The 19,148-nt window shown below is 73.5% G+C and carries 15 protein-coding genes; 7 read left to right on the top strand and 8 right to left on the bottom strand.

The window, feature by feature from the left end; translation table 11 throughout:
• Positions 1-32 precede the first annotated feature (32 nt).
• From QM517_RS13160 to QM517_RS13150, 3 genes are read left to right on the top strand one after another with little or no spacing between them, the layout of a single operon-like run.
• Positions 33-1,055 carry a 3-oxoacyl-ACP synthase III gene (locus tag QM517_RS13160; RefSeq protein WP_077050415.1) on the top strand — a complete coding sequence of 341 codons (1,023 nt, stop codon included), beginning with the start codon at positions 33-35 and terminating at the stop codon, positions 1,053-1,055.
• Positions 1,052-3,700 carry an alpha/beta fold hydrolase gene (locus QM517_RS13155; protein ID WP_283287959.1) on the top strand — a complete coding sequence of 883 codons (2,649 nt, stop codon included), beginning with the start codon at positions 1,052-1,054 and terminating at the stop codon, positions 3,698-3,700. Before QM517_RS13160 ends, QM517_RS13155 begins: the two co-directional genes overlap by 4 nt.
• Complete coding sequence (locus QM517_RS13150) at positions 3,697-4,656, top strand: NAD-dependent epimerase/dehydratase family protein (protein WP_283287957.1); 960 nt, start codon at positions 3,697-3,699, stop codon at positions 4,654-4,656. Before QM517_RS13155 ends, QM517_RS13150 begins: the two co-directional genes overlap by 4 nt.
• Positions 4,657-4,896: 240 nt before the next feature.
• Here the strand turns inward: QM517_RS13150 and katG are convergent, their stop codons facing one another.
• The 3 genes from katG to QM517_RS13135 form a co-directional block, all read right to left on the bottom strand.
• Entirely contained in the window at positions 4,897-7,155 is a 2,259-nt protein-coding gene (gene katG / locus QM517_RS13145; protein WP_283287955.1) for a catalase/peroxidase HPI, read from the bottom strand.
• Positions 7,152-7,613 (bottom strand): Fur family transcriptional regulator, encoded by a 462-nt coding sequence (locus tag QM517_RS13140; RefSeq protein ID WP_077050417.1) that lies wholly within the window; start codon positions 7,611-7,613, stop codon positions 7,152-7,154. Before QM517_RS13140 ends, katG begins: the two co-directional genes overlap by 4 nt.
• A 70-nt stretch (positions 7,614-7,683) precedes the next feature.
• On the bottom strand, positions 7,684-8,679 hold the full coding sequence (locus QM517_RS13135; protein WP_077050418.1) for a stage II sporulation protein M: 996 nt from the start codon (positions 8,677-8,679) through the stop codon (positions 7,684-7,686).
• Between the two features lie 16 nt (positions 8,680-8,695).
• On the opposite strand from QM517_RS13135, the gene QM517_RS13130 reads away from it, so the two are divergent.
• Complete coding sequence (locus QM517_RS13130; protein WP_283287952.1) at positions 8,696-9,529, top strand: RDD family protein; 834 nt, start codon at positions 8,696-8,698, stop codon at positions 9,527-9,529.
• A gap of 70 nt (positions 9,530-9,599) precedes the next feature.
• Here QM517_RS13130 and QM517_RS13125 read toward each other — a convergent pair whose 3' ends face one another.
• Positions 9,600-9,806 carry a DUF3499 family protein gene (locus QM517_RS13125; RefSeq protein ID WP_022878762.1) on the bottom strand — a complete coding sequence of 69 codons (207 nt, stop codon included), beginning with the start codon at positions 9,804-9,806 and terminating at the stop codon, positions 9,600-9,602.
• A 118-nt stretch (positions 9,807-9,924) separates the two neighbouring features.
• On the opposite strand from QM517_RS13125, the gene QM517_RS13120 reads away from it, so the two are divergent.
• Positions 9,925-10,356 carry a hypothetical protein gene (locus QM517_RS13120; protein ID WP_202400981.1) on the top strand — a complete coding sequence of 144 codons (432 nt, stop codon included), beginning with the start codon at positions 9,925-9,927 and terminating at the stop codon, positions 10,354-10,356.
• Positions 10,357-10,372: 16 nt separating this feature from the next.
• Here QM517_RS13120 and QM517_RS13115 read toward each other — a convergent pair whose 3' ends face one another.
• From QM517_RS13115 to manA, 4 genes are all read right to left on the bottom strand, one after another.
• Positions 10,373-11,770, bottom strand: coding sequence for a DUF5719 family protein (locus QM517_RS13115; RefSeq protein WP_283287949.1), 1,398 nt, complete (start codon positions 11,768-11,770; stop codon positions 10,373-10,375).
• The gene (locus QM517_RS13110; protein ID WP_283287948.1) at positions 11,767-14,604 is read right to left on the bottom strand and encodes a glycosyltransferase; all 2,838 of its coding nucleotides are present in this window, start codon (positions 14,602-14,604) and stop codon (positions 11,767-11,769) included. Before QM517_RS13110 ends, QM517_RS13115 begins: the two co-directional genes overlap by 4 nt.
• Positions 14,605-14,697: 93 nt before the next feature.
• A complete protein-coding gene (locus QM517_RS13105; RefSeq protein WP_077050422.1) occupies positions 14,698-15,021 on the bottom strand; it encodes a WhiB family transcriptional regulator in 324 nt (107 codons plus the stop codon).
• 139 nt (positions 15,022-15,160) lie between these two features.
• Positions 15,161-16,321 carry a mannose-6-phosphate isomerase, class I gene (manA, locus tag QM517_RS13100; protein ID WP_077050423.1) on the bottom strand — a complete coding sequence of 387 codons (1,161 nt, stop codon included), beginning with the start codon at positions 16,319-16,321 and terminating at the stop codon, positions 15,161-15,163.
• Between the two features lie 63 nt (positions 16,322-16,384).
• Here manA and QM517_RS13095 point away from each other — a divergent pair, with 63 nt between their 5' ends.
• Positions 16,385-17,785, top strand: a complete 1,401-nt coding sequence (locus QM517_RS13095; RefSeq protein ID WP_283287946.1) for an O-antigen ligase family protein — start codon at positions 16,385-16,387, stop codon at positions 17,783-17,785.
• Positions 17,782-19,113 carry an O-antigen ligase family protein gene (locus QM517_RS13090; protein WP_283287945.1) on the top strand — a complete coding sequence of 444 codons (1,332 nt, stop codon included), beginning with the start codon at positions 17,782-17,784 and terminating at the stop codon, positions 19,111-19,113. Before QM517_RS13095 ends, QM517_RS13090 begins: the two co-directional genes overlap by 4 nt.
• The last annotated feature ends 35 nt before the right edge of the window (positions 19,114-19,148 follow it).

The following is a 19,148-nucleotide window of genomic DNA, read 5'->3' as shown; positions in this document are numbered from 1 at the left end:
CGGCCGTCTACGCACAGGATGCGGGAGCTCTCTTGCCAGGAAACGCCACCACTCGCTTCGACGATGTGGCCCTCGTCTCGGTGGCCAGCGTGCTGCCCAGCCGCGTGACCACCTCCGACGACATCGAAGAGAGGCTGGCGCCGGCCCTGTCGCGACTGAAGCTCAAGCCCGGACTGCTGCGACGCGTCGCGGGAGTGGTGGAGCGGCGCAACTGGGCCGAGGGAGAGTCGTCCGACGAGGCGACGATCGCCGCGGGCAAGCAGGCGCTCGCCGAGGCGGGAGTCGATCCGAGCGAGATCGGCCTCATCATCAACACCTCGGTCACCCGCAAGCACCTCGAGCCGTCGGTGGCGGTGCGACTGCACCACGGGCTCGGGCTGCCGAGCTCGGCGATCAACTTCGACGTCGCCAACGCCTGCCTCGGATTCATCAACGGGATGAGCCTGGCCGCCGGGATGATCCAGTCCGGCCAGGTCAAGTACGCCCTCATCGTCAACGGCGAGGATGCCGACGAGATCCAGGTCAACACGATCAACCGCCTCGTGCGGGAGGACCTCGACCGGGATGCGTTCATGCAGGAGTTCGCGTCGTTGACGCTCGGCTCCGGCGCGGCCGCCGCGGTGCTCGGCCGCGCGAGCGACCACCCCGAGGGCCACCGGATCGTCGGGGGCGTGACGCGCGCCGCGACCCAGTTCTACGACCTCTGCGTCGGCAGCGTCGACGGCATGTTCACCGACGCGAAGGCTCTACTCAAGGGCGGTCTCGACCTCGTCGTCTCGGCGTGGAAGGAAGCCCGGGGAGAGTTCGCCTGGACGGGCATGGACCGGTACATCACCCATCAGGTGTCGTCGGTGCACACCTCCGCGATCGTCCGGGCCGCCAAGCTCGACCGGGGCCGCGTCCCCGTCACCTACCCGCACCTGGGGAACGTGGGGCCCGCCTCCATCCCGATCACCCTGGCCGAGGAGCAGAAGACCCTGCGCCGCGGCGACCGCGTGCTGCTGATGGGAGTGGGCTCCGGGCTGAACACCGGGATGCTGGAGCTGGCCTGGTGACGGTCACCGGCCTGTCCGCGACCCTTCCCCCGGCCGGGCTCCCCGGCCTCGACCCCGCCCTGTCGCGCCTCGTCGAGGTGGAGGGCACCGCGGCCGACGTCGGCCACCGTCGCACGTGGCACATCCTCGACACCGGCGACGCGCTCGCCGATCGCGGGATCGTCGCGCAGGGAACGATCGTCGCGGTGCACGGCAACCCGACCTGGTCGTACCTGTGGCGCGCGCTCGTGAACGCGTCCCTCGCGCGGGCCGAGGCGGGGGCTCCCGCGTGGCGCGTCGTCGCCGTGGACCAGCTGGAGATGGGCTTCTCCGACCGGACCGATCTGCGGCGTACGCTCGCTCAGCGCATCGCCGACCTCTCCGGCCTGATCGAGGCCCTCGGCATCCCGGGTCCGATCGTGACCATCGGCCACGACTGGGGCGGGCCGGTGTCGCTCGGCTGGGCCGTGCGCAATCCCGCGCGCCTGGCCGCCGTCATCGCGCTCAACACCGCCGTGCACCACGCGGAGGACGCGCCGCTGCCGTTCCCGCTGCGCGTCGCGACCGCGCGCGGCGTGCTCGCCGCGGGCACGACGGGGACGACGGCGTTCCTCGACACGACGCTCGCCCTCGCCGACCTCGACCCCGCGGTGCGCGCCGCGTTCCGCGCGCCGTACGCCACCGTGGCGCGCCGACGGGGCGTCGGGGGATTCGTCGCCGACATCCCGGCCACGGCGGACGACGAGAGCACCCCGGCGCTGCGGAGCCTTTCGGCAGGGCTGCGCGACCTCGACGTCCCCGCCCTTCTGCTGCGCGGCCCGAAGGACCCGGTGTTCCTCGAGGCGCACCTCGACGACCTCGTCGACCGGCTGCCGCACGCCGACGTTCACCGCTTCGAGGGCGCGGGTCACCTGATGGCCGAGGAACGTCCATACGCCGACGCGGTGCTCGACTGGCTCGATCAACGCGTCTCGGTCGGCGCGGATGCCGCGTCCCCGGCGCCCGTCGACGACACCCCGGCGCCCGCGCCCCTGTGGGCGGCCCTCGAGGCGCGCCGCGCGGACGACGACGTCGCGGTCATCGACATGGCCACCGGCTCCGCCGACGCCCCGCTGCGGGTGAGCTGGCGACAGCTCGCCGCCCGCGTGGACGAACTCGCCGCGGGTCTCGACGTCCTCGGCGTCCGCGCGGGCGACCGCGTCTCGCTGCTCGTCCCCCCGGGCCCCACGCTCACCGCCGTGCTGTACGCGTGCCTGCGCATCGGCGCCGTCGTCGTCGTGGCCGACCGGGGTCTCGGCATCCGGGGGCTGTCCCGCGCCGTCCGCGGGGCCGTGCCCGACGTCGTCATCGGCGAGCTCGCGGGGCTCGCCGCCGCGCGCGCTCTCGGCTGGCCGGGACGCCGCATCGCGGCCGCGGCCCTCCCCGCCGCCGCGATGCGCGCCCTCGGGGTCGAGGCGAGCCTCGCCGACATCGCCCGGGCGGGCCGCGGTCGGACACTCCCCGTCCCGCCGGACGCCGACGCGGATGCCGCGATCCTCTTCACGTCCGGGTCCACGGGACCCGCGAAGGGCGTCGTGTACACGCATCGCCAGCTCTCGTCGCTGCGGGACGCGCTCGCGGAGCACTTCGACGTCGGCCCCGACACCGGACTCGTGACGGGCTTCGCCCCCTTCGCGCTGCTGGGTCCGGCCCTCGGCACGCGTTCGGCGACCCCCGACATGGACGTGTCCGCGCCGCGCACGCTCACGGCATCCGCGGTCGCCGCCGCCGTCCGAGCCTCGGACGCGGGCATCGTCTTCCTCTCCCCCGCCGCCGTCCGCAACGTCGTCGCGACCGCCGACGCGCTGGGGTCGGACGAACGGGCGGCGCTCGACCGCGTGCGCACGTTCCTGTCCACGGGGGCGCCGGTCGGGACCCCCCTGCTGCGCCAGGCGCAGCGCCTCATGCCGAACGCGACCGCCCACACGCCGTACGGGATGACGGAGTGCCTGCTCGTCGCGGACGTCACGCTGCCCGAGATCGAGGAGGCCGACGCCTCCGCCGATCGCGGCGTGTGCGTGGGCGCGCCCATCGGTCGGGGCCGCGTCCGCATCGCGGCGCTCGACGCCCGGGGGCGCGCCACCGGAACCCCCACGACCGACGCCGGGGTCACGGGCGAGGTCGTGATCAGCGCGCCGCACCTCAAGCGCGGCTACTTCCGGCTCCACCTCACCGACCGCGAGGCGACGCGCGATCTCGACGACCTCCGGGGCCGGTGGCATCGCACGGGCGACGTCGGCCACCTCGACGCCGCCGGACGGCTCTGGATCGAAGGGCGGCTCCCCCACGTCATCACGACGGCCGAGGGCCCGGTCACGCCGGTCGGCATCGAGCAGGACGTCGAGGCGGCACCCGGTGTCGTCCGCGCCGCCGCCGTCGGGGTCGGTCCGGTCGGACGCCAGGTGATCGCCGTGGTGATCGAACGGGACCCGGCCGTGCGGCGCCCGGGCGTGGCATCCGCGGGTCTGACCGAGGTCGTGCGGGCCGCGACCGCGCTGCCGATCGCGGCCGTGCTCGCCGTGCCCGCGCTGCCGACGGACATCCGCCATAACTCCAAGATCGACCGCTCGCGCCTCGCGCGGTGGGCCGAGCGCGTGCTCGCCGGCGAGAAGCCGACGGCGCCGTGAGAGTCCTCGCCACCGGCGCGTCCGGCTTCCTCGGTCGCGCCGTCGTCCGCGCGCTGCAGGACGCCGGCCACGAGGTCCGGACGCTGCAGCGGCGCCCGTCGGGGGTGCCCGGCGCCGAGGACCGCCTCGGCTCGGTGACCGACCCGGATGCCACGGCCGCCGCCGTCGACGGCGTCGACGCCGTCGTCCACCTGGCGGCCAAGGTGTCTCTCGCGGGCGACCCGGGCGAGTTCCACGCCGTCAACGTCGAGGGGACGCGGACGCTCCTCGACGCCGCCGCAGCCGCCGGGGTCACGCGCATCGTGCACGTCTCGTCGCCGTCCGTCGCCCACGCCGGGCACGCGCTGGCCGGGGTGGGCGCCGAACCCGCCGACCCGCTCGGCGCCCGCGGCGAGTACGCCCGCACCAAGGCCCGGGCCGAGCTGCTCGCCCTCTCACGCGTCGGCGACTCGGCCTCCCTCGTGGCGATCCGCCCGCACCTCGTCTGGGGTCCCGGCGACACGCAGCTCATCGCGCGCGTCGTCGACCGCGCCCGTCGCGGCCGGCTGCCGCTGCTCAACGGCGGCACCGCCCTGATCGACTCCACCTACGTCGACAACGCCGCGTCCGGGATCGTCGCGGCCCTCGAACACGTCGACGACGTCAGCGGACGCGCGTACGTGCTGACCAACGGCGAACCGCGACCCGTGGGCGACCTGCTCGCCGGGATCTGTCTCGCGTCCGGCGTGCGCCCGCCGCGGTTCAGCATCCCCGCCGGGCTGGCGCGCGCGGCCGGCGGACTCGTCGAGCGCGTGTGGGCCGTCCGCCCCGGCGCCGATGAACCGCCGATGACCCGGTTCCTCGCCGAGCAGCTCTCCACGGCGCACTGGTTCGATCAGACCGAGATCCGCCGCGACCTCCGGTGGACGCCCGCCGTCTCGATCGACGAGGGCCTGCGCCGTCTCTCCCGCGCGTAGCCCCCCTGCGCGCCGCACTCTGCTGCGCGCCGCACCCCCCTCTCCCCGATAAACGCGATCCACGACGAGAAACGCCACGGCATCCCGTTTCTCGCCGCCAATCGCGTTTATCGCGCTGGTGCGGCGTCGCTCCGGCAACGGCAGCACCGGAACAGCGGCCGAGACGACGCCGGAAGGCCCGCCCCACACGGGGACGGGCCTTCCGGCGGAGCACCTGGCCGCGAAGCGGCGGCGCGGGACTCAGACGAGGTCGAACCGGTCGAGCTCGGTGACCTTGCGCCACGCGGCGACGAAGTCGTGCACGAACTTCACCTTCGCGTCGTCGGAGGCGTAGACCTCGGCGAGCGCACGGAGCTCCGAGTTGGACCCGAACACGAGGTCGACGCGCGTGCCGATGCCGACCTTCTCGCCCGATCCGTCCTTCGTGCCCTCGAACGCGTGCTTGCCGGAGTCCAGCGGCTTCCACGTCGTGCCGAGGTCGAGGAGGTTCACGAACACGTCGTTGGTCAGCGCGCCGGGGGTCGCGGTGAACACGCCCCAGTCCGAGCCGTCCCAGTTCGCGCCGATCGCGCGGAGGCCGCCGACGAGGACCGTCGTCTCGGGCGCCGTGAGCGTCAGCAGGTTCGCCTTGTCGAGCAGCAGGTACTCGGCGGGGAGCCGCGTCTCGCGCGAGGCGTAGTTGCGGAAGCCGTCGGCGATCGGCTCGAGCCAGCGGAACGAGTCGACGTCGGTCTGCTCCTGCGTCGCGTCGGTGCGGCCCGGGGTGAAGGGCACCCCGACCTCGACGCCACCGGCCCGCGCGGCCTGCTCGACGCCGGCGTTGCCGGCGAGCACGATCAGGTCGGCGATCGAGACCTTCTTGCCGTCCGCCGCCTGCGCGTCGAACTCGGCCTTGATGTTCTCGAGGACCGAGAGCACGGATGCCAGCTGCTCGGGGTTGTTGACCGTCCAGCTCTTCTGCGGCTCGAGGCGGATGCGCGCGCCGTTGACGCCGCCGCGCTTGTCGCTGCCGCGGAAGGTCGAGGCCGCCGCCCACGTCGTGGTGACGAGCTGCGCCACCGACAGGCCGCTGTCGAGGATCCGCTGCTTCAGCGCCGCGGCGTCGGCCGCGTCGATGAGGGGGTGGTCGACCGCGGGGACGGGGTCCTGCCAGTCGAGCACCTCGGCCGGCACCTCGGACCCGAGGTACCGGGCGCGGGGTCCCATGTCGCGGTGGGTCAGCTTGAACCACGCGCGGGCGAAGGCATCCTGGAACGCCGCCGGGTCCTCGGCGAAGCGCCGCGAGATCTTCTCGTACGCCGGGTCGACGCGCAGCGCGAGGTCGCTCGTGAGCATGCGGGGCTCGCGGCGGCCCTCGGAGTGGGCGAGAGGAACGAGGCCCTCGCCCCCGCCGTTGACGGGACGCCACTGGTGCGCGCCGGCGGGGCTCTGGAAGAGCTCCCACTCGTAGGCGAACAGGATGTGGAAGAACTCGTTGTCCCAGCGGGTGGGGTGGTAGGTCCACGTGACCTCGAGTCCGCTCGAGATCGTGTCATCGCCCTTGCCGGAACCGAAGTCGCTCTTCCAGCCGAAGCCCTGGTCCTCGATGTCACCGGCCTCGGGGTTGGGGCCGACGTGGCTGTCGCTGGCCGCACCGTGCGTCTTGCCGAAGGTGTGACCGCCGGCGATGAGGGCGACCGTCTCCTCGTCGTTCATGGCCATGCGGCCGAACGTCTCGCGGATGTCGTGCGCCGAGAGCTGCGGGTCGGGGGTGCCGTTGGGGCCTTCGGGGTTGACGTAGATGAGGCCCATCTGCACCGCGGCGAGGGGCTTCTCGAGGTCGCGGTTCCCGGCGTAGCGCTCGTCGCCGAGCCACGTGGTCTCGGGACCCCAGTACACGTCGTCGTTTGGCTCCCAGACGTCCGCGCGACCGCCGGCGAAGCCGAAGGTCGGGAAGCCCATGTCCTCGAGCGCGACGTTGCCGGCGAGGATCATGAGGTCGGCCCACGAGATCGACTGGCCGTACTTCTTCTTGATCGGCCAGAGCAGGCGGCGCGCCTTGTCGAGGTTGACGTTGTCGGGCCAGCTGTTCAGCGGCGCGAACCGCTGCATGCCGGCACCGGCACCGCCTCGGCCGTCGGTGACGCGGTACGTTCCGGCGCTGTGCCACGCCATGCGGATGATGAGGGGGCCGTAGTGGCCGAAGTCGGCGGGCCACCAGTCCTGCGACGTCGTGAGCGCCTGCTGGATGTCCTTCTTCACGGCATCCAGGTCGAGGGCTTCGAACGCGGCGGCGTAGTCGAAGTCGGCCCCCAGCGGGTCGCGCTTCTCGTTGTTCTTCGCGAGGATCTTCACGTTCAGGCTGTCGGGCCACCACACGCGGTTGGCCGACCCGCGGGTCGGGTGGGGCAGGGCGCCGGCCGGCTCGCTGTCGGCGGGGGCTTCGCCCACCGGCAGCCGGTTGTCGTCGGGGGCGGCACCGTCGTGGAAGACGGGGCACCCGTTCAGAGCGTCGCTCATCGGGATCCTCTCGGTTTTTCGGCTTCGTTCGATGCTCGACAGTCGGGACAGACGCCCCAGAACGTCACCTCGGCGGTCTCGATGAGGAAACCGCTCCCCTCCGGCACGTGCAGGCACGGTGCGGCGCCCACGACGCAGTCCACGTCGTCGACCCGGCCGCAGCCGGTGCAGACGACGTGATGGTGGTTGTCCCCGACCCGCAGCTCGAACATGCCGGGGTGTCCGGCGGGCTCGATGCGCCGCGCCAACCCCGCGTCGGCGAAGTCGCCGAGGGCGTTGTAGACCGACTGCATGCTGGTTCCGGGCAGGGTCTCCCGGATGGTGTCGAAGACGTCGTCGGCGGTGGCGTGCGGGCGGGAGCGCAGGGCCCCCAGGACCGCGACGCGGGTCGCGGTGACCCGCAGCCCCGCGCCGCGCAACAGCGCGTCCGCGGTGGCATCCGTCCGATCATCGAGCATGCTTCCACCCTACGTAGTTTTGAGTGAATCAAAAATGACGCGCCGGGGAACGTCGAGAATCGCGGATGCCTCAGCCCGACGTCAGCGTCGGGGTGCCGGCCTCGTACTCGGTGACGTCGCCCGTCTCGCCCGCACGGTGAGCCCGGCGCCCGAGCACGAGCATGTAGGCGAGGAACACGCCGAGCGCGGCGGCACCGATCGCGATCTTCACCTGCCACGGCAGCGTGGACGGCGTCACGAACCCCTCGACCAGCCCCGAGAGTCCGAGCGCGAACACGAGCCCCACCGCCACGGTCGCCAACGACCGGCCACCGGCGGCGAGCGCCGCGGATCGCGTCCGGCGCCCCGGGGCGACCCAGGCCCAGAAGATGTGCAGACCCGCCGCGCCGGCGACGAAGATCGCCGTCAGCTCGAGCAGACCGTGCGGGAGGATGAACTGGAAGAACACGTCCGCCCGGTCGAAGGCGATCATGATGGCCGCCGACGACCCCACCCCGACGGCGTTCTGCATCAGCACCATCAACGGCCAGAACCCGGTCACCCCGAACAGCACGCACTGCGCCGCGATCCACGCGTTGTTCGTCCACACGGTGCCGGCGAAGATCGCGTTCGGGTTCTCGCGGTAGTACTGCACGAACTGTTCGTCGGCGTAGTTCTGCAGCTCGCTGCGCGTGCCGAGGGCGGCGACCGCGCGGGGATCGGACGAGATCCACAGCCCGACCAGCGTCGCCACCACCACGAAGGCCACCGCGACGGCGAGCGTCGTCCACCGGACGCGGTACAGCGCCGCGGGGAGCTGCAGGAGGAAGAACCGCGGCGCCTGTCGCAGGACGTTCTCGCGGACACCGGTGAGCCGCAGCCGGGTGCGGGCGAGCAGGATCGAGACGTAGTCGCCCTGCGGCGTGCGACCCGCGGACGTCTTGATGTCGGCGAGGTCCGCCGATGCCGCACGGTAGCGGGTGACGAGCTCGTCCACCTCCGGGCCCGTCAGGCGGCGCGTGCGCCCCAGTTCGTCGAGCCGAGCCCACTCCTGCCGTCGCGCGGCCGTGAGGGCGTCGAGGTCCATGTGGTCAACTGTACGCATGGCCTCCCCCGCGACCCCCTCTCCCCCCGGGGTCTCGCGCGCGCACCTCGACGCGGACGAGACGCTGACCGGAGAAGCCGTCGCGCTGGACGTCCAGCCGCTCGGCTTCTTCCTGCGGGCGGTGGGATGCCTCATCGACATGGTCGCGGGGATCATCCTGCTGATCGCGGGGTCGGTGTTCCTGTCCGTGCTCGTCGCCGGCGGCACCATCCCCGACAGCGCCTTCCGCATCGGCCTGATCACGCTCCTCGTCGTCGTCATGGTCGTGATCCCGACGGCCGTCGAGACGCTTTCGCGGGGGCGGAGCCTCGGCCGGTGGGCGGTCGGTGGACGCATCGTGCGCGTCGACGGCGGTGCGGCCGGTTTCCGGCAGGCCTTCATCCGCGCCCTGGTGGGCGTGCTCGAACTGTGGTTCACGCTCGGCGGGATCGCCGCGATCGTCGGCATGTTCACTCCGCGCGCCCAGCGCCTGGGCGACCTGCTGGCCGGGACCGCGTCCGAGCGGACCCGCACCCGTCCGCTCCCCGCGGCGGCACCCGGCGTCCCGCCGGGGATGGAGGACTGGGCCGCGGTCGCCGACGTGTCGCGCCTGCCCGACCGTCTCGCGGCGCGCATGGCGCAGTTCGTCCGCGGCGCCGACGCCCTGGAGCCGGGCGCGCGGGCGCGCGTGGCCGCGGGACTCGCGGAGGCGGTGGCGCCCTACGTGGCGCCGATCCCGGCCGCCGACCCCGAGACCCTGGTGCGCGCGGCTGCGGCGGTGCGTCGCGAGCGCGAGTACCGCGCGTTGATGCTCGAGAACGAGCGCGCGGCCTCCCTCACCGAACGGGCGTGAGTCGCCAACATGTGTCGCCTCGCCACGGGATCAGGCGACCGATCGTGGCGACTCACGCCTCTCGGCCGAGTCAGGCGCGCAGCGTCTCGTGGCGCACGACGACCCACCCGCGCGGAACCGACAGGCGGTCGGCGTGCAGCGCGCACAGATCGTGGGCGTGCGGGTCGCCCGCACGGCCGAGGGGTCCGAGGGCGGCCATCTGGTCGCCGTAGTCGTAGGTGAGGGTGCTCATCGCCTCGCGGGCGCATCCCACCTTCGAGCAGAGTCTGTCGCGCATCGCGGGTCAGCCTAGGCCGATGCCGCCGCCGGCCGGCGACGCCGCGCCGCGGCGGCGCAGGGTGCGACAGGGGATGCCACGGCGGACCCGGCACGCGGGCCGAACGTAGGATGGGCCCATGCGTCGTCGAACCCGTGAGGCCCGTCCGGTCGCGCGCCCCTCGCGCCACGGCCGTCACGGCCGAGAGAACCGCAGTCCCGTGGTCCGACCGCCGCTCCCGCCGCTGGACACGCGCATCGAGCGCTTCGACATCGCGGTGAGCACCGCTGCGGAGTTCCTGCGCTCGGCCTGGAGCGATCTGCGGGACGTGTCGTTCGAGATCGGCATCATGCCGCCCGCAGCCACCGGCGCGATCCCCCGGTGGCAGGTGCTGCGGGAGCAGAAGCGCATCATCCTCTACCGCGTGCCCATCGAGCGTCTCGGACACCCTCACATCGACGACGACCTGCACCGCCGCATGATGATCGAAGGGGCCGTGTTCCGCGCGGCCGCCGAGTATCTCGACCGCGATCCGTGGGACCTCGGCCCCGAGCGCTTCCGGTTCCTCTGAGCCCCGGTCGCGCGGCTCAGGGCAGGACCGTGATCGCTCCCGCGGCGGCATCCGCCGGCCACAGCGGGTAACCGGCGAGCGCTCCCGGCGCCGAGTAGGAGACCGCGGCGGTGACGGGGCGATCCGGGCTCAGCTCGTAGACGCCCGCGTCGACCGGGACAGCCGCGGACCCGCCCGCAGGCACCGAGACGGTCACCGGGTCGCCGCCGGCCTGCGGCGTCAGCGTCACCGAGGCGGGCTCTCCGTCAACATCCGCCGCCACCACGAGGGTCGCCCCCGCTCCGGGCGCGACCGCCACGAGACCGGATGCCGCGAAGGTCGGTGCGGGTGAATACCAGGCGAAGTCCGCGCCCTCGCCGAAGCCCGTCGTCGACCACGCGCCCCCGACGACGGGTTGGGTGGCGGCGATCGAGACGGTGTAGGCCCCGGGCGTCAGGTTCGAAAGGTCGAGGGACGTGGGGGTTCCGGCGGGGAGCTCCAGGGTCCGTGGATCCTCCGCGGGCGTGCCGCTTCCCACCGCGGTGATGGTCACGGTCGCGGACGCGGTCGTCCCGGGCGCGAGCAGACGGAGGACCGTACCGGCATCCCCGCCCGATCCGGCGACGACCTGGATGCCGGGGATCACGAGCGACGTCGACGCTTGCGCGAGCGGCGCGGCCTGGTCGCTCCCGCCGGGCAGGAGCACGCGCGTGAGGCTCGCCTGCAGGGACGCCCGCACGGGAGCACCCGTGGCGACCACGCGGACCACCGGGCTCTCTTCGCCCAAGAGCAGTCCCGCGAGGGGGATGACGCGCTGGCCGCCGGCGGGGACGACGATGCCGGTGCCCGAGGCGGGCGTGGCCACGCCCTGTGCGCCGTACACCGACAACTGCACGGTCGCGGCGACGTCGCCCGGGTTGCCGAGCACCACGAGGTCGTTCGCGCCGGTCGTGCTCGCGCCGGCCACGAGCCACGACTCGGCGAGCGGCGGTCGGCAGGCCGAGGCGCTGAAGCCGATCAGGTCGGGCGACGCGGCGGTCGCCGACCCGGCGGCGGCGTACGGGGCGGCGGTGCGGTCGACCGGCTGCGCGCGGAACACCGTAGCATCCCCCGATCCGTCGGAGGTCGCGCCGGAGAGCGTCGACGTCTCCGCCTCGGTGGAGTCCGGACCGGACACGGTGGTCTGAGGGGCGGCGACGCTCAGCGCGCCGGCCGATTCGGCGGTGCGGCCGAGCGCGAAGACCGGTCCGTCGCACGCGAGCACGGTGTCGGAGGGCGCGGGCGTGACCTTCACGCGGACCGGCTCGGCGACGAGACTCGGCCACGGGGCGGCGATCCCGGCGACGGCGCCGACGACGACCGCCGCGGCCACGGCACCCCCCACGAGGACGCGGGCGCCGGTGGTGGCCACGCGGACCAGACGACGATCGCTCATCGGTTACCTCCCCGGACGAAGCCGACGGTGCGCGGGGTGCGCCGGGCGACGCGTCGCGACGCGGCCGTCGGGACGGCCAGGAGCAGCGCGATGACGAGCACCGCGATCCATGCGGCCGCCACGAGTTGCTGCAGGCGGGTCTGGTTGGCGTCCAGCGCCGCGCGGGGCTCGACGCCGGACGTGACGCGCCACAGGTCGCCGCGGGCGGTGGCCCCCACGGCGTCGAGCGAGTCGCGCTGGTCGAGCGATGTCGCCGCCGTCAGTCGCGCTCCGCGGATCACGTCGTCCTCTCCCCCAGGGCCGGGCTCCAGCAGCACGAAGCCGATGCCTCGCGCCGCGAGGGCGGCCACGGCATCCTCCGACGACGGCGTGACGAGGTCGGCGGCGAGGGCTGCCAGCTCCTCGTCGGCGGGTCGCGCCTGCGTGCGCGTGGCATCGAGGGTGCTCTGCCCGCCGAGCGTCGCACTCCCACCCCACACGACGTCGACGCGGAGGCCGTCCGCGCGGGGGTCGAGCACGATCGTCGCGACGGACGTCGAACCCCGCCCCTCCGCGGCGACGAAGGCGGGAAGGGTCGACACGGGGCCGTTGGTGAGCACGGCGCGCGAGGGGTCGGACGTTGTCGCGGTGAGCGAGGGGGCCACGGCGACCGCGAGCGCCGCGAGGGTCAGCACGGCGGCGATCGGGCGCAGCACGCGGACGCGCTCGACGATCCCGGAGTCCAGCGCGGTGACGGCCGCCCCCACCACACCGAGCCAGGCCAGGCTCAGCCCGGCCCCGGGCCAGAGGGGCACGGGTGTCGCATGGTCGAACGAGACGGCGACGCCGACGGCCGCGAACGCCGTGGCCAGGCCCGTCGCGGCGATGAGGAGCAGCCCGGTCGCGGTGAGCCATCGCGGCGTGAGGACGGCGAGCAGTGCCAGGACCGCGAGCGGCGCAGCGAGCAGGGCGATCCACCACACCGGTCCTCCGGTGAGCGCCGCCCATCCCCCGGGGTCGGACGTGGGGAAGCCGGCCGCGAGGAGGGCGCGACCGAGCGGGTCGGCGGTGGCTTCGTCCCCCGCGAACGGGACGCCCGGGTCGGCCAGGAGTCCCCACGGATTGCCGAGTCTCACCTGCGTCCACACGAGCGGTGCGAACACCACGATCGAGGGCACCAGGAGCCACACGACCCGGGCGATGCCCCGCGGCGCGACCAGTGCCACCACGACGAGCGCGGCCGACCACAGCACCACGACCGCCGGCGCGAGGGACGGGGCGCACGCGAGGACGGCGACGAGGAGGATGGATGCCGCCCCGGCGGGCGCCCATGATCGGTGCGCGACACTCGCGGCGAAGAAGAGCCAGGGCAGGAGCAGATGCAGGAGGAGCGGCGCGGGACGCCCCTCGACGAGGGCGGCCAGGAACGTGGGGGCGAGTGCCCAGGCGAGTGCGGCGGTGATGCGCAGCAGCGAGGACTCGGTCACGCGCGTCGCCGCGAACCACCCGCCCAGCACCGCGAGCGGCAGCGCCAGGATCCACAGCACGACGAGCGCGCGGGACGGTTCGGCCGGCGACAGCGAGCCGATGAGGGCGATCAGCGCCGAGAACGGGTCGGCGGGTCCCACGACGTCGAGACCGAGGGGACGGGCGCCCCACGCGGCGTCCTGCCACAGGCCCGCGACGGTCGCCCGCAGGGGCGCGAGGCCACCGCCTCCGAGCACCGGCCACGCGAGCAGCGGCGCGAACAGCAGCGCCGAGACCGCCAGCGCGCCGAGGACCACCCAGGCGCCGCCGCCGACGAAAAAGCGCAACTCCGACCGGACCGGCGCGTCGCTCTCGGCCGCGTCGCCCTCCCACCGCAGCCGCATCTCCGATCGGGAGACGCGCAGCGGGGCGATGCGGGACCATCCCACCGAGCGGACCGCCCGGATGCGGCGTCGCGCACGGGCGACCGCGGCCATCCGCGCCATCACCAGCAGGGTCGCGCCCCACTCGGGGGCGACCTTGTGCGGGACCTTCCCCACGAGGTGGACGATGGTGCGCCACAGCGCCAACGGCAGGAACGAGAGCCAGTGCAGGACGACCGCGGCGGCCGGCGCGTACGCCAGACGGCGATGCAGCTGCGCGGTGCGCTCGGCAAACGCGCGGCGCCGTGCGCGCTTGCGCCCGCGGGCCATGGCGGCCACGCCGTCGCCGGCGACGGCGACACGGGCCGCGGGGACGAGAGACACGCGGTCGGCGGCGAGGCGGGCGCGGACGGCGAGGTCGAGCCCCTCGTCGGCACCCCCGAGCGCCGGGTCGAGGCCGCCGAGCGCCCGCCAGGAGTCACGATGGACGAGCATGCCGCGGACGTCGGCGCCCAGCACGTCCGCGTCCCCGTCGCGCTGACCCTGGTCCAGTTCGCCGGCGGCGAGCTCGACGGTGCGGCCGTACCGGGTCATGCTGACGCCGAGCGAGACGATCTCGGCCGGGTCGTCCCACGCGACGAGCTTGGGGGCCGCCACGGCGAGCGAGGACGAGAGTTCCAGCGCGCCGGCGAGACGCAGGAGGGCGTCCGGATCGGGAGCGGTGTCCTGCGCGAGGAGCCAGACCGCGTCTCCGGTCAGTCGGGGCGTCGCGAGGGCCGTGGCCGCGGCGAAGGTCGTGCCGGCGGAGGCCGTGATGACGCCCTCGGCACCGGATGCCGCGGCGATGCGCGTCAGTGCGGGGTCGTTCCCGCACAGCACGATCGTGAGCGCGTCCACGGGGCGCGTCTGAGCGGCCAACGCTTCGAGGGTGCGCGTGAGGTGGGGGGCGGCGGGGATGCGGCCCTCGGGGCGGACCACGAGGACGGCGTGTACACGGGCGGGCATGGCGTGGTCAGCCTAGGCGGGGCGCTCCGCGTTCGCGGACGCCGCGCCGATTCGCAGCGGATCCCTCAGGAAGCGGACCGAGGATGCCGGAGGTCAGGCGCGACGCTTGAGCTTGCGGCGCTCGCGCTCGCTGAGACCGCCCCAGATTCCGAAGCGCTCGTCGTTCTGCAGGGCGTACTCGAGGCACTCGGACTTCACGTCGCACGAGGTGCAGATGCGCTTGGCGTCGCGGGTCGAGCCGCCCTTCTCCGGGAAGAAGGCCTCGGGGTCCGTCTGAGAGCACAGGGCGTCGGTCTGCCAGGCGAGGGTGTTCTCTTCGACGGAGTCGATGTCGCGTCGGACACCCGGGACCCCCAGGTCGACCGGATCGACGAACCAGTTGTCCGGGACACCGGACCGGTACTGCGATGTCGCCATCTCGCCCTCCCCCTCGTTCGATCCCCTGACGCTGGCGCGTACCAGTAATTACACCCGTGTCATTCGGATTGGTCAAGTCGCGGATCGTAAACCCTCAACGGCGAGGTGAACCTTCACGACGCCCCATCGGCGTGTCGCGTCACTCCCCGGGCATCGCGACGAAGACCTCGCCGTGCTCGACCGACAGGGGCGACTCGTCGGGCGTGATCACCGCAGCGTGTCCCGGGCTCAGAGTGACGCTCGCCCCGGAGGCACCGGTGACGACGGCCTCTCCCCCCACCGCGAGGGCGATCGAGACGCCCGCGAGGGCCACCCTGCCCGACGCGTCGCCGGGCACGTGGGCGAGGGCGAAATCGGGGATGCCGGGGGCGAAGATCTCCGCGCCCGCCTCGCCGGGGCGGGGAGCGAGCACGGGGGGAGCGGCGGGACGGAATTCCACGAGCCCGAGGAGCTCCGGCACGTCGATGTGCTTGGGCGTCAGTCCACCGCGCAGCACGTTGTCGCTGGCGGCCATGATCTCCACACCGAGGCCGGCGACGTAGGCGTGCAGCACGCCCGCGGGGACGAAGATCGCCTCGCCGCGGCGCAGCTCGACGAGGTTCATCAGCAGGGCGACGACGATGCCCGGATCCCCGGGGTAGGCGGCATCCAGATCGCGGACGAGGCGGAGCTCCCCCGAGAACTCCTCGGACTCCACGGATGCCGCGGCCGAGACGATCTGCTCGATCGCCGAGGCATCGGCCTCACCGAGCGCCCACGCGATCGCCGCGCGGAGAGCGGCGGCCGGGTCGTCGGCATCCAGCAACCCGCTGAGGGTCCGCACACCGTCGCCCGTCCCGAGCGCGGCGACCAGACGACGCGTCGCGTCGATGTCGCGGAGCCCCGCGAGCGCGGTGAACGTGTCGCTCAGGGCGACGATGACCTCGGGCTTGTGGTTGTCGTCCTTGTAGTTGCGGTGACCGGCGTCGCGCGGCACGCCCGCTGCCTCTTCGCGGGCGAAGCCCGCGACGGCCTGATCCTTCGACGGGTGCACCTGGATCGACAGCGGCGCCCCCGCCGCCAGGAGCTTCAGCAGATACGGCAGCCGCGCCGGCACGCCCGCGGCGCCCGCGTGGGCGCCCAGCCACGCATCGAGGGTCCGATCGGAGCCGTCGTGCACGAGCGCCGGCGACCCGGGGTGGTCGCCGAACCACACTTCGGCCTCCGGGGAGCCGGACGGCGCCCGTCCCTCGAGGCCGGCGATGAGCGTGGAGCTGCCCCAGGCGTAGTCGCGGGGGGTGTTCGAGATCTCGATCAGCACGGGCGTCAGCCTAGCGTCGGCACCCTGGGCGCCCGTATCCGCGAAGGGTAGCCTGAGGACACCATGGCGATGTACACCAGTCACCCGGTCTCGGCCCTGCCGACGGCTCCGCCGCGCGAGACCACCGGGCACCTCCTCCTCCGCGCCTGGTGCGTCTTCGTGCTCTTCCTCGCCCTTGGCGGAGTCGGCGTGATCAACGCCGTCGGCCCGACCGTGGCGGGCGTCGTCGTGGTCGCGTCGGCGCTGGTGTCGGCCGTCGTCTGGACCGTCGTCCGCCCCCCGGTCGCCGTGCGGCGCCTGCCGTTCCTCGCGTTCGGGTACGTCGCGTGGGCCGGGCTCTCGATCCTGTGGAGCGCGTGGCCGGCGGCATCCGTGCTCACCTGGCTGCTGCTCGCCGTCACCACGTTCCAGGGCCTCTTCGTCGGCGCCGTCCTGACCTGGCGCGATGTGGTGGGGGCGGTGGCCTCGGCCGCCAAGTGGGTCGTGGGGCTCTCGCTGCTGTTCGAGCTGGCCGTGTCGATCTTCGTCCAGGGCCCGATCCTGCCCGGTTTCGTACGGCCCGAAGGCCGGATGGACCCCATCGTCTACTGGTCGCGCGACAACCTCTTCGACGGCGGTCGGATCCAGGGCATCTTCGGCAACGCCAACCTGCTGGGCGCGGCGATGCTCCTCGCGATCATCGTCTTCGCCATCCGCTACGCCGCGCGGGCCCCCCGCCGGTCGCTGCTGTGGGGCTGGATCGCGATCGCCGCATTCCTCCTCGTCCGGGCCGGCTCCGCCACGACCGTCGTCGCCGCGGCGTTCGTCGTGCTGGTGCTCGCGACGGTCCTGGTCATGCGCACGGCACGCCGCCCCGGCGAGCGCACGCGGTGGTACGTCCTCTACGCGCTCGTGGGTGTCGGCGGCGGGGCGGCTCTGTGGTTCGGTCGCGACAGCGTGTTCGGCGCGCTCGGGAGGGATGCCGATCTCACCGGGCGTGAAGGGATCTGGGCCGACGTGCTGGCGCGGGCCGATCAGCATCCGTTCATCGGGTGGGGGTTCTCCATGCCCTGGATCTCGTCCGAACCGCTCATCGACGGGTGGATCGTGGATCACGGGCAGACCGTGGTTCAGGCGCACAGCATGTGGCTCGACGCGTACTTCCAACTCGGCGGGGTCGGCGTCGTGCTCCTGGCTCTGGTGTTCCTCGCCTACGTGTGGAGATCGTGGTTCTTCGCGATCGACCGCCCCCGCTGGGATCTGCGCGCCGACCGGCCCTACTCCCCCCTCACCCTGCTCCCGACGCTCGTCGGCGCCCTCCTCGTCGTCCAGGGCCTCACCGAGTCGACCCCGCTGCTGTTGTGGGGCTGGATGCTGGTGGTGCTCTTCGGGTCGAAGATCAAGCAGTCGCCCCTGCTGGGCGTCGGACCTGCCGAGCAGAGCATCGCGATCGAACGCGGCGAACCCCAGAGATCGGGGACGTGAGCGACGCACGGCCCGCGATGCGTCCGGACCCCCGGACCCTCCTGGCCTCGGCGGAGCTCGCACGGGCGTTCACCCTCACGGTGTTCGCCGCGACGTTCGGCGCCCCGGCGATCCGCGGTGCCGCGGGCGACGTCACGTACGCGACGATCCTCGCGGCCCTCTGTCTGCTCGGCGGCGCGATGCTCGTCACCCGACGCCGCGAGATCGAGGTGCTCCATCTGGCACCGACCACGCTCGTCTTCCTCATCCTCTGGGCCGGCGCGAGCGTCCTGTGGAGCACAGACGCGCTCCGCAGCCTCGCCGGCTGGGCAGCGCTCCTGGGTGTCTCGTTCCTCGGCGTCGTCGTGGGGCACGTGCGCGACGCGCACCAGAGCGTGCGGGCGCTGGGCGACGTGCTGCGCTGGCTGCTCGCGGCATCCCTGGTGCTCGAGGTGCTCAGCGGCATCCTGTGGGACACCCCCATCCCGTTCCTCGGAATCCAGGGCGACATCGCCGAGCTCGGCCCCGTGCAGGGGCTCTTCGGCAGCCGCAACGATCTGGGCGTCGTGACCGTCGTGGCGCTGCTGACCTTCCTGGTGGAGTGGCGCACGCGTTCGGTCCGTCCCGCGACGGCGGTGTCCTCGGTGATCCTCGCGGCGCTGCTGGCCGTCTTGAGCGGCTCACCGACCGTCATCGTCGTCGCTGCGGCGACGGCGATCGCCGCCGCGGCGCTCACGTCCGTCCGCGCGCTCCCCGCGCGCCGCCGCCGAGCGGTGCAGATCGGCCTCGGACTCGCACTCGTCGTCCTGTCCGCCCTCGCCTGGGCGCAGCGCTTCGCGATCGCCGCCGCGCTGGACGGCCGCGCCGATCTGTCCGTGCGCACCGACCTGTGGGGCGAGATCCTCCGCCTCTCCGACGATCGGCCCGTGGTGGGTTTCGGCTGGTTCGGCCCGTGGGACCCCGCCGACGCTCCCTTCAGCACCCTCAACTTCACCCTGGGCCAGCAGCACGCTTCGGCGTTGAACGCCTTCCTCGACGTCCTCCTGCAGCTGGGGTGGGTCGGCCTCCTCGTCTTCCTCGTCCTGTGCGCCCTCGCTCTCGCGCGGAGCTGGCTCGTGGCCGGCGAGCGGCGTTCGGTGGTCCACACGTGGGCACCGCTGACCCTCGTGGTCCTGCTGACGGTGTCCGTGTTCGAGAGCTCGGTGCTCTCGGGTGCGGGGCTGCTGCTGCTCGTCCTGTGCGCCGTCCGCGCCGGCCAGTCGCGCTCGTGGCGCGAGCGTCTGGAGCGCGTTCCCGAACCCCCGGACGGCCCGGCCCGCACTCAGGGGGGTCGGGAGAGCGCCGGGTAGACTGCGGGCTGGCCGCGACGGCCTGCGCCTCCGAC

It is taken from the genome of Microbacterium sp. IEGM 1404, assembly GCF_030056775.1.
GTDB lineage: Bacteria > Actinomycetota > Actinomycetes > Actinomycetales > Microbacteriaceae > Microbacterium.
This window is presented reverse-complemented; position numbering and strand designations above follow the sequence as displayed.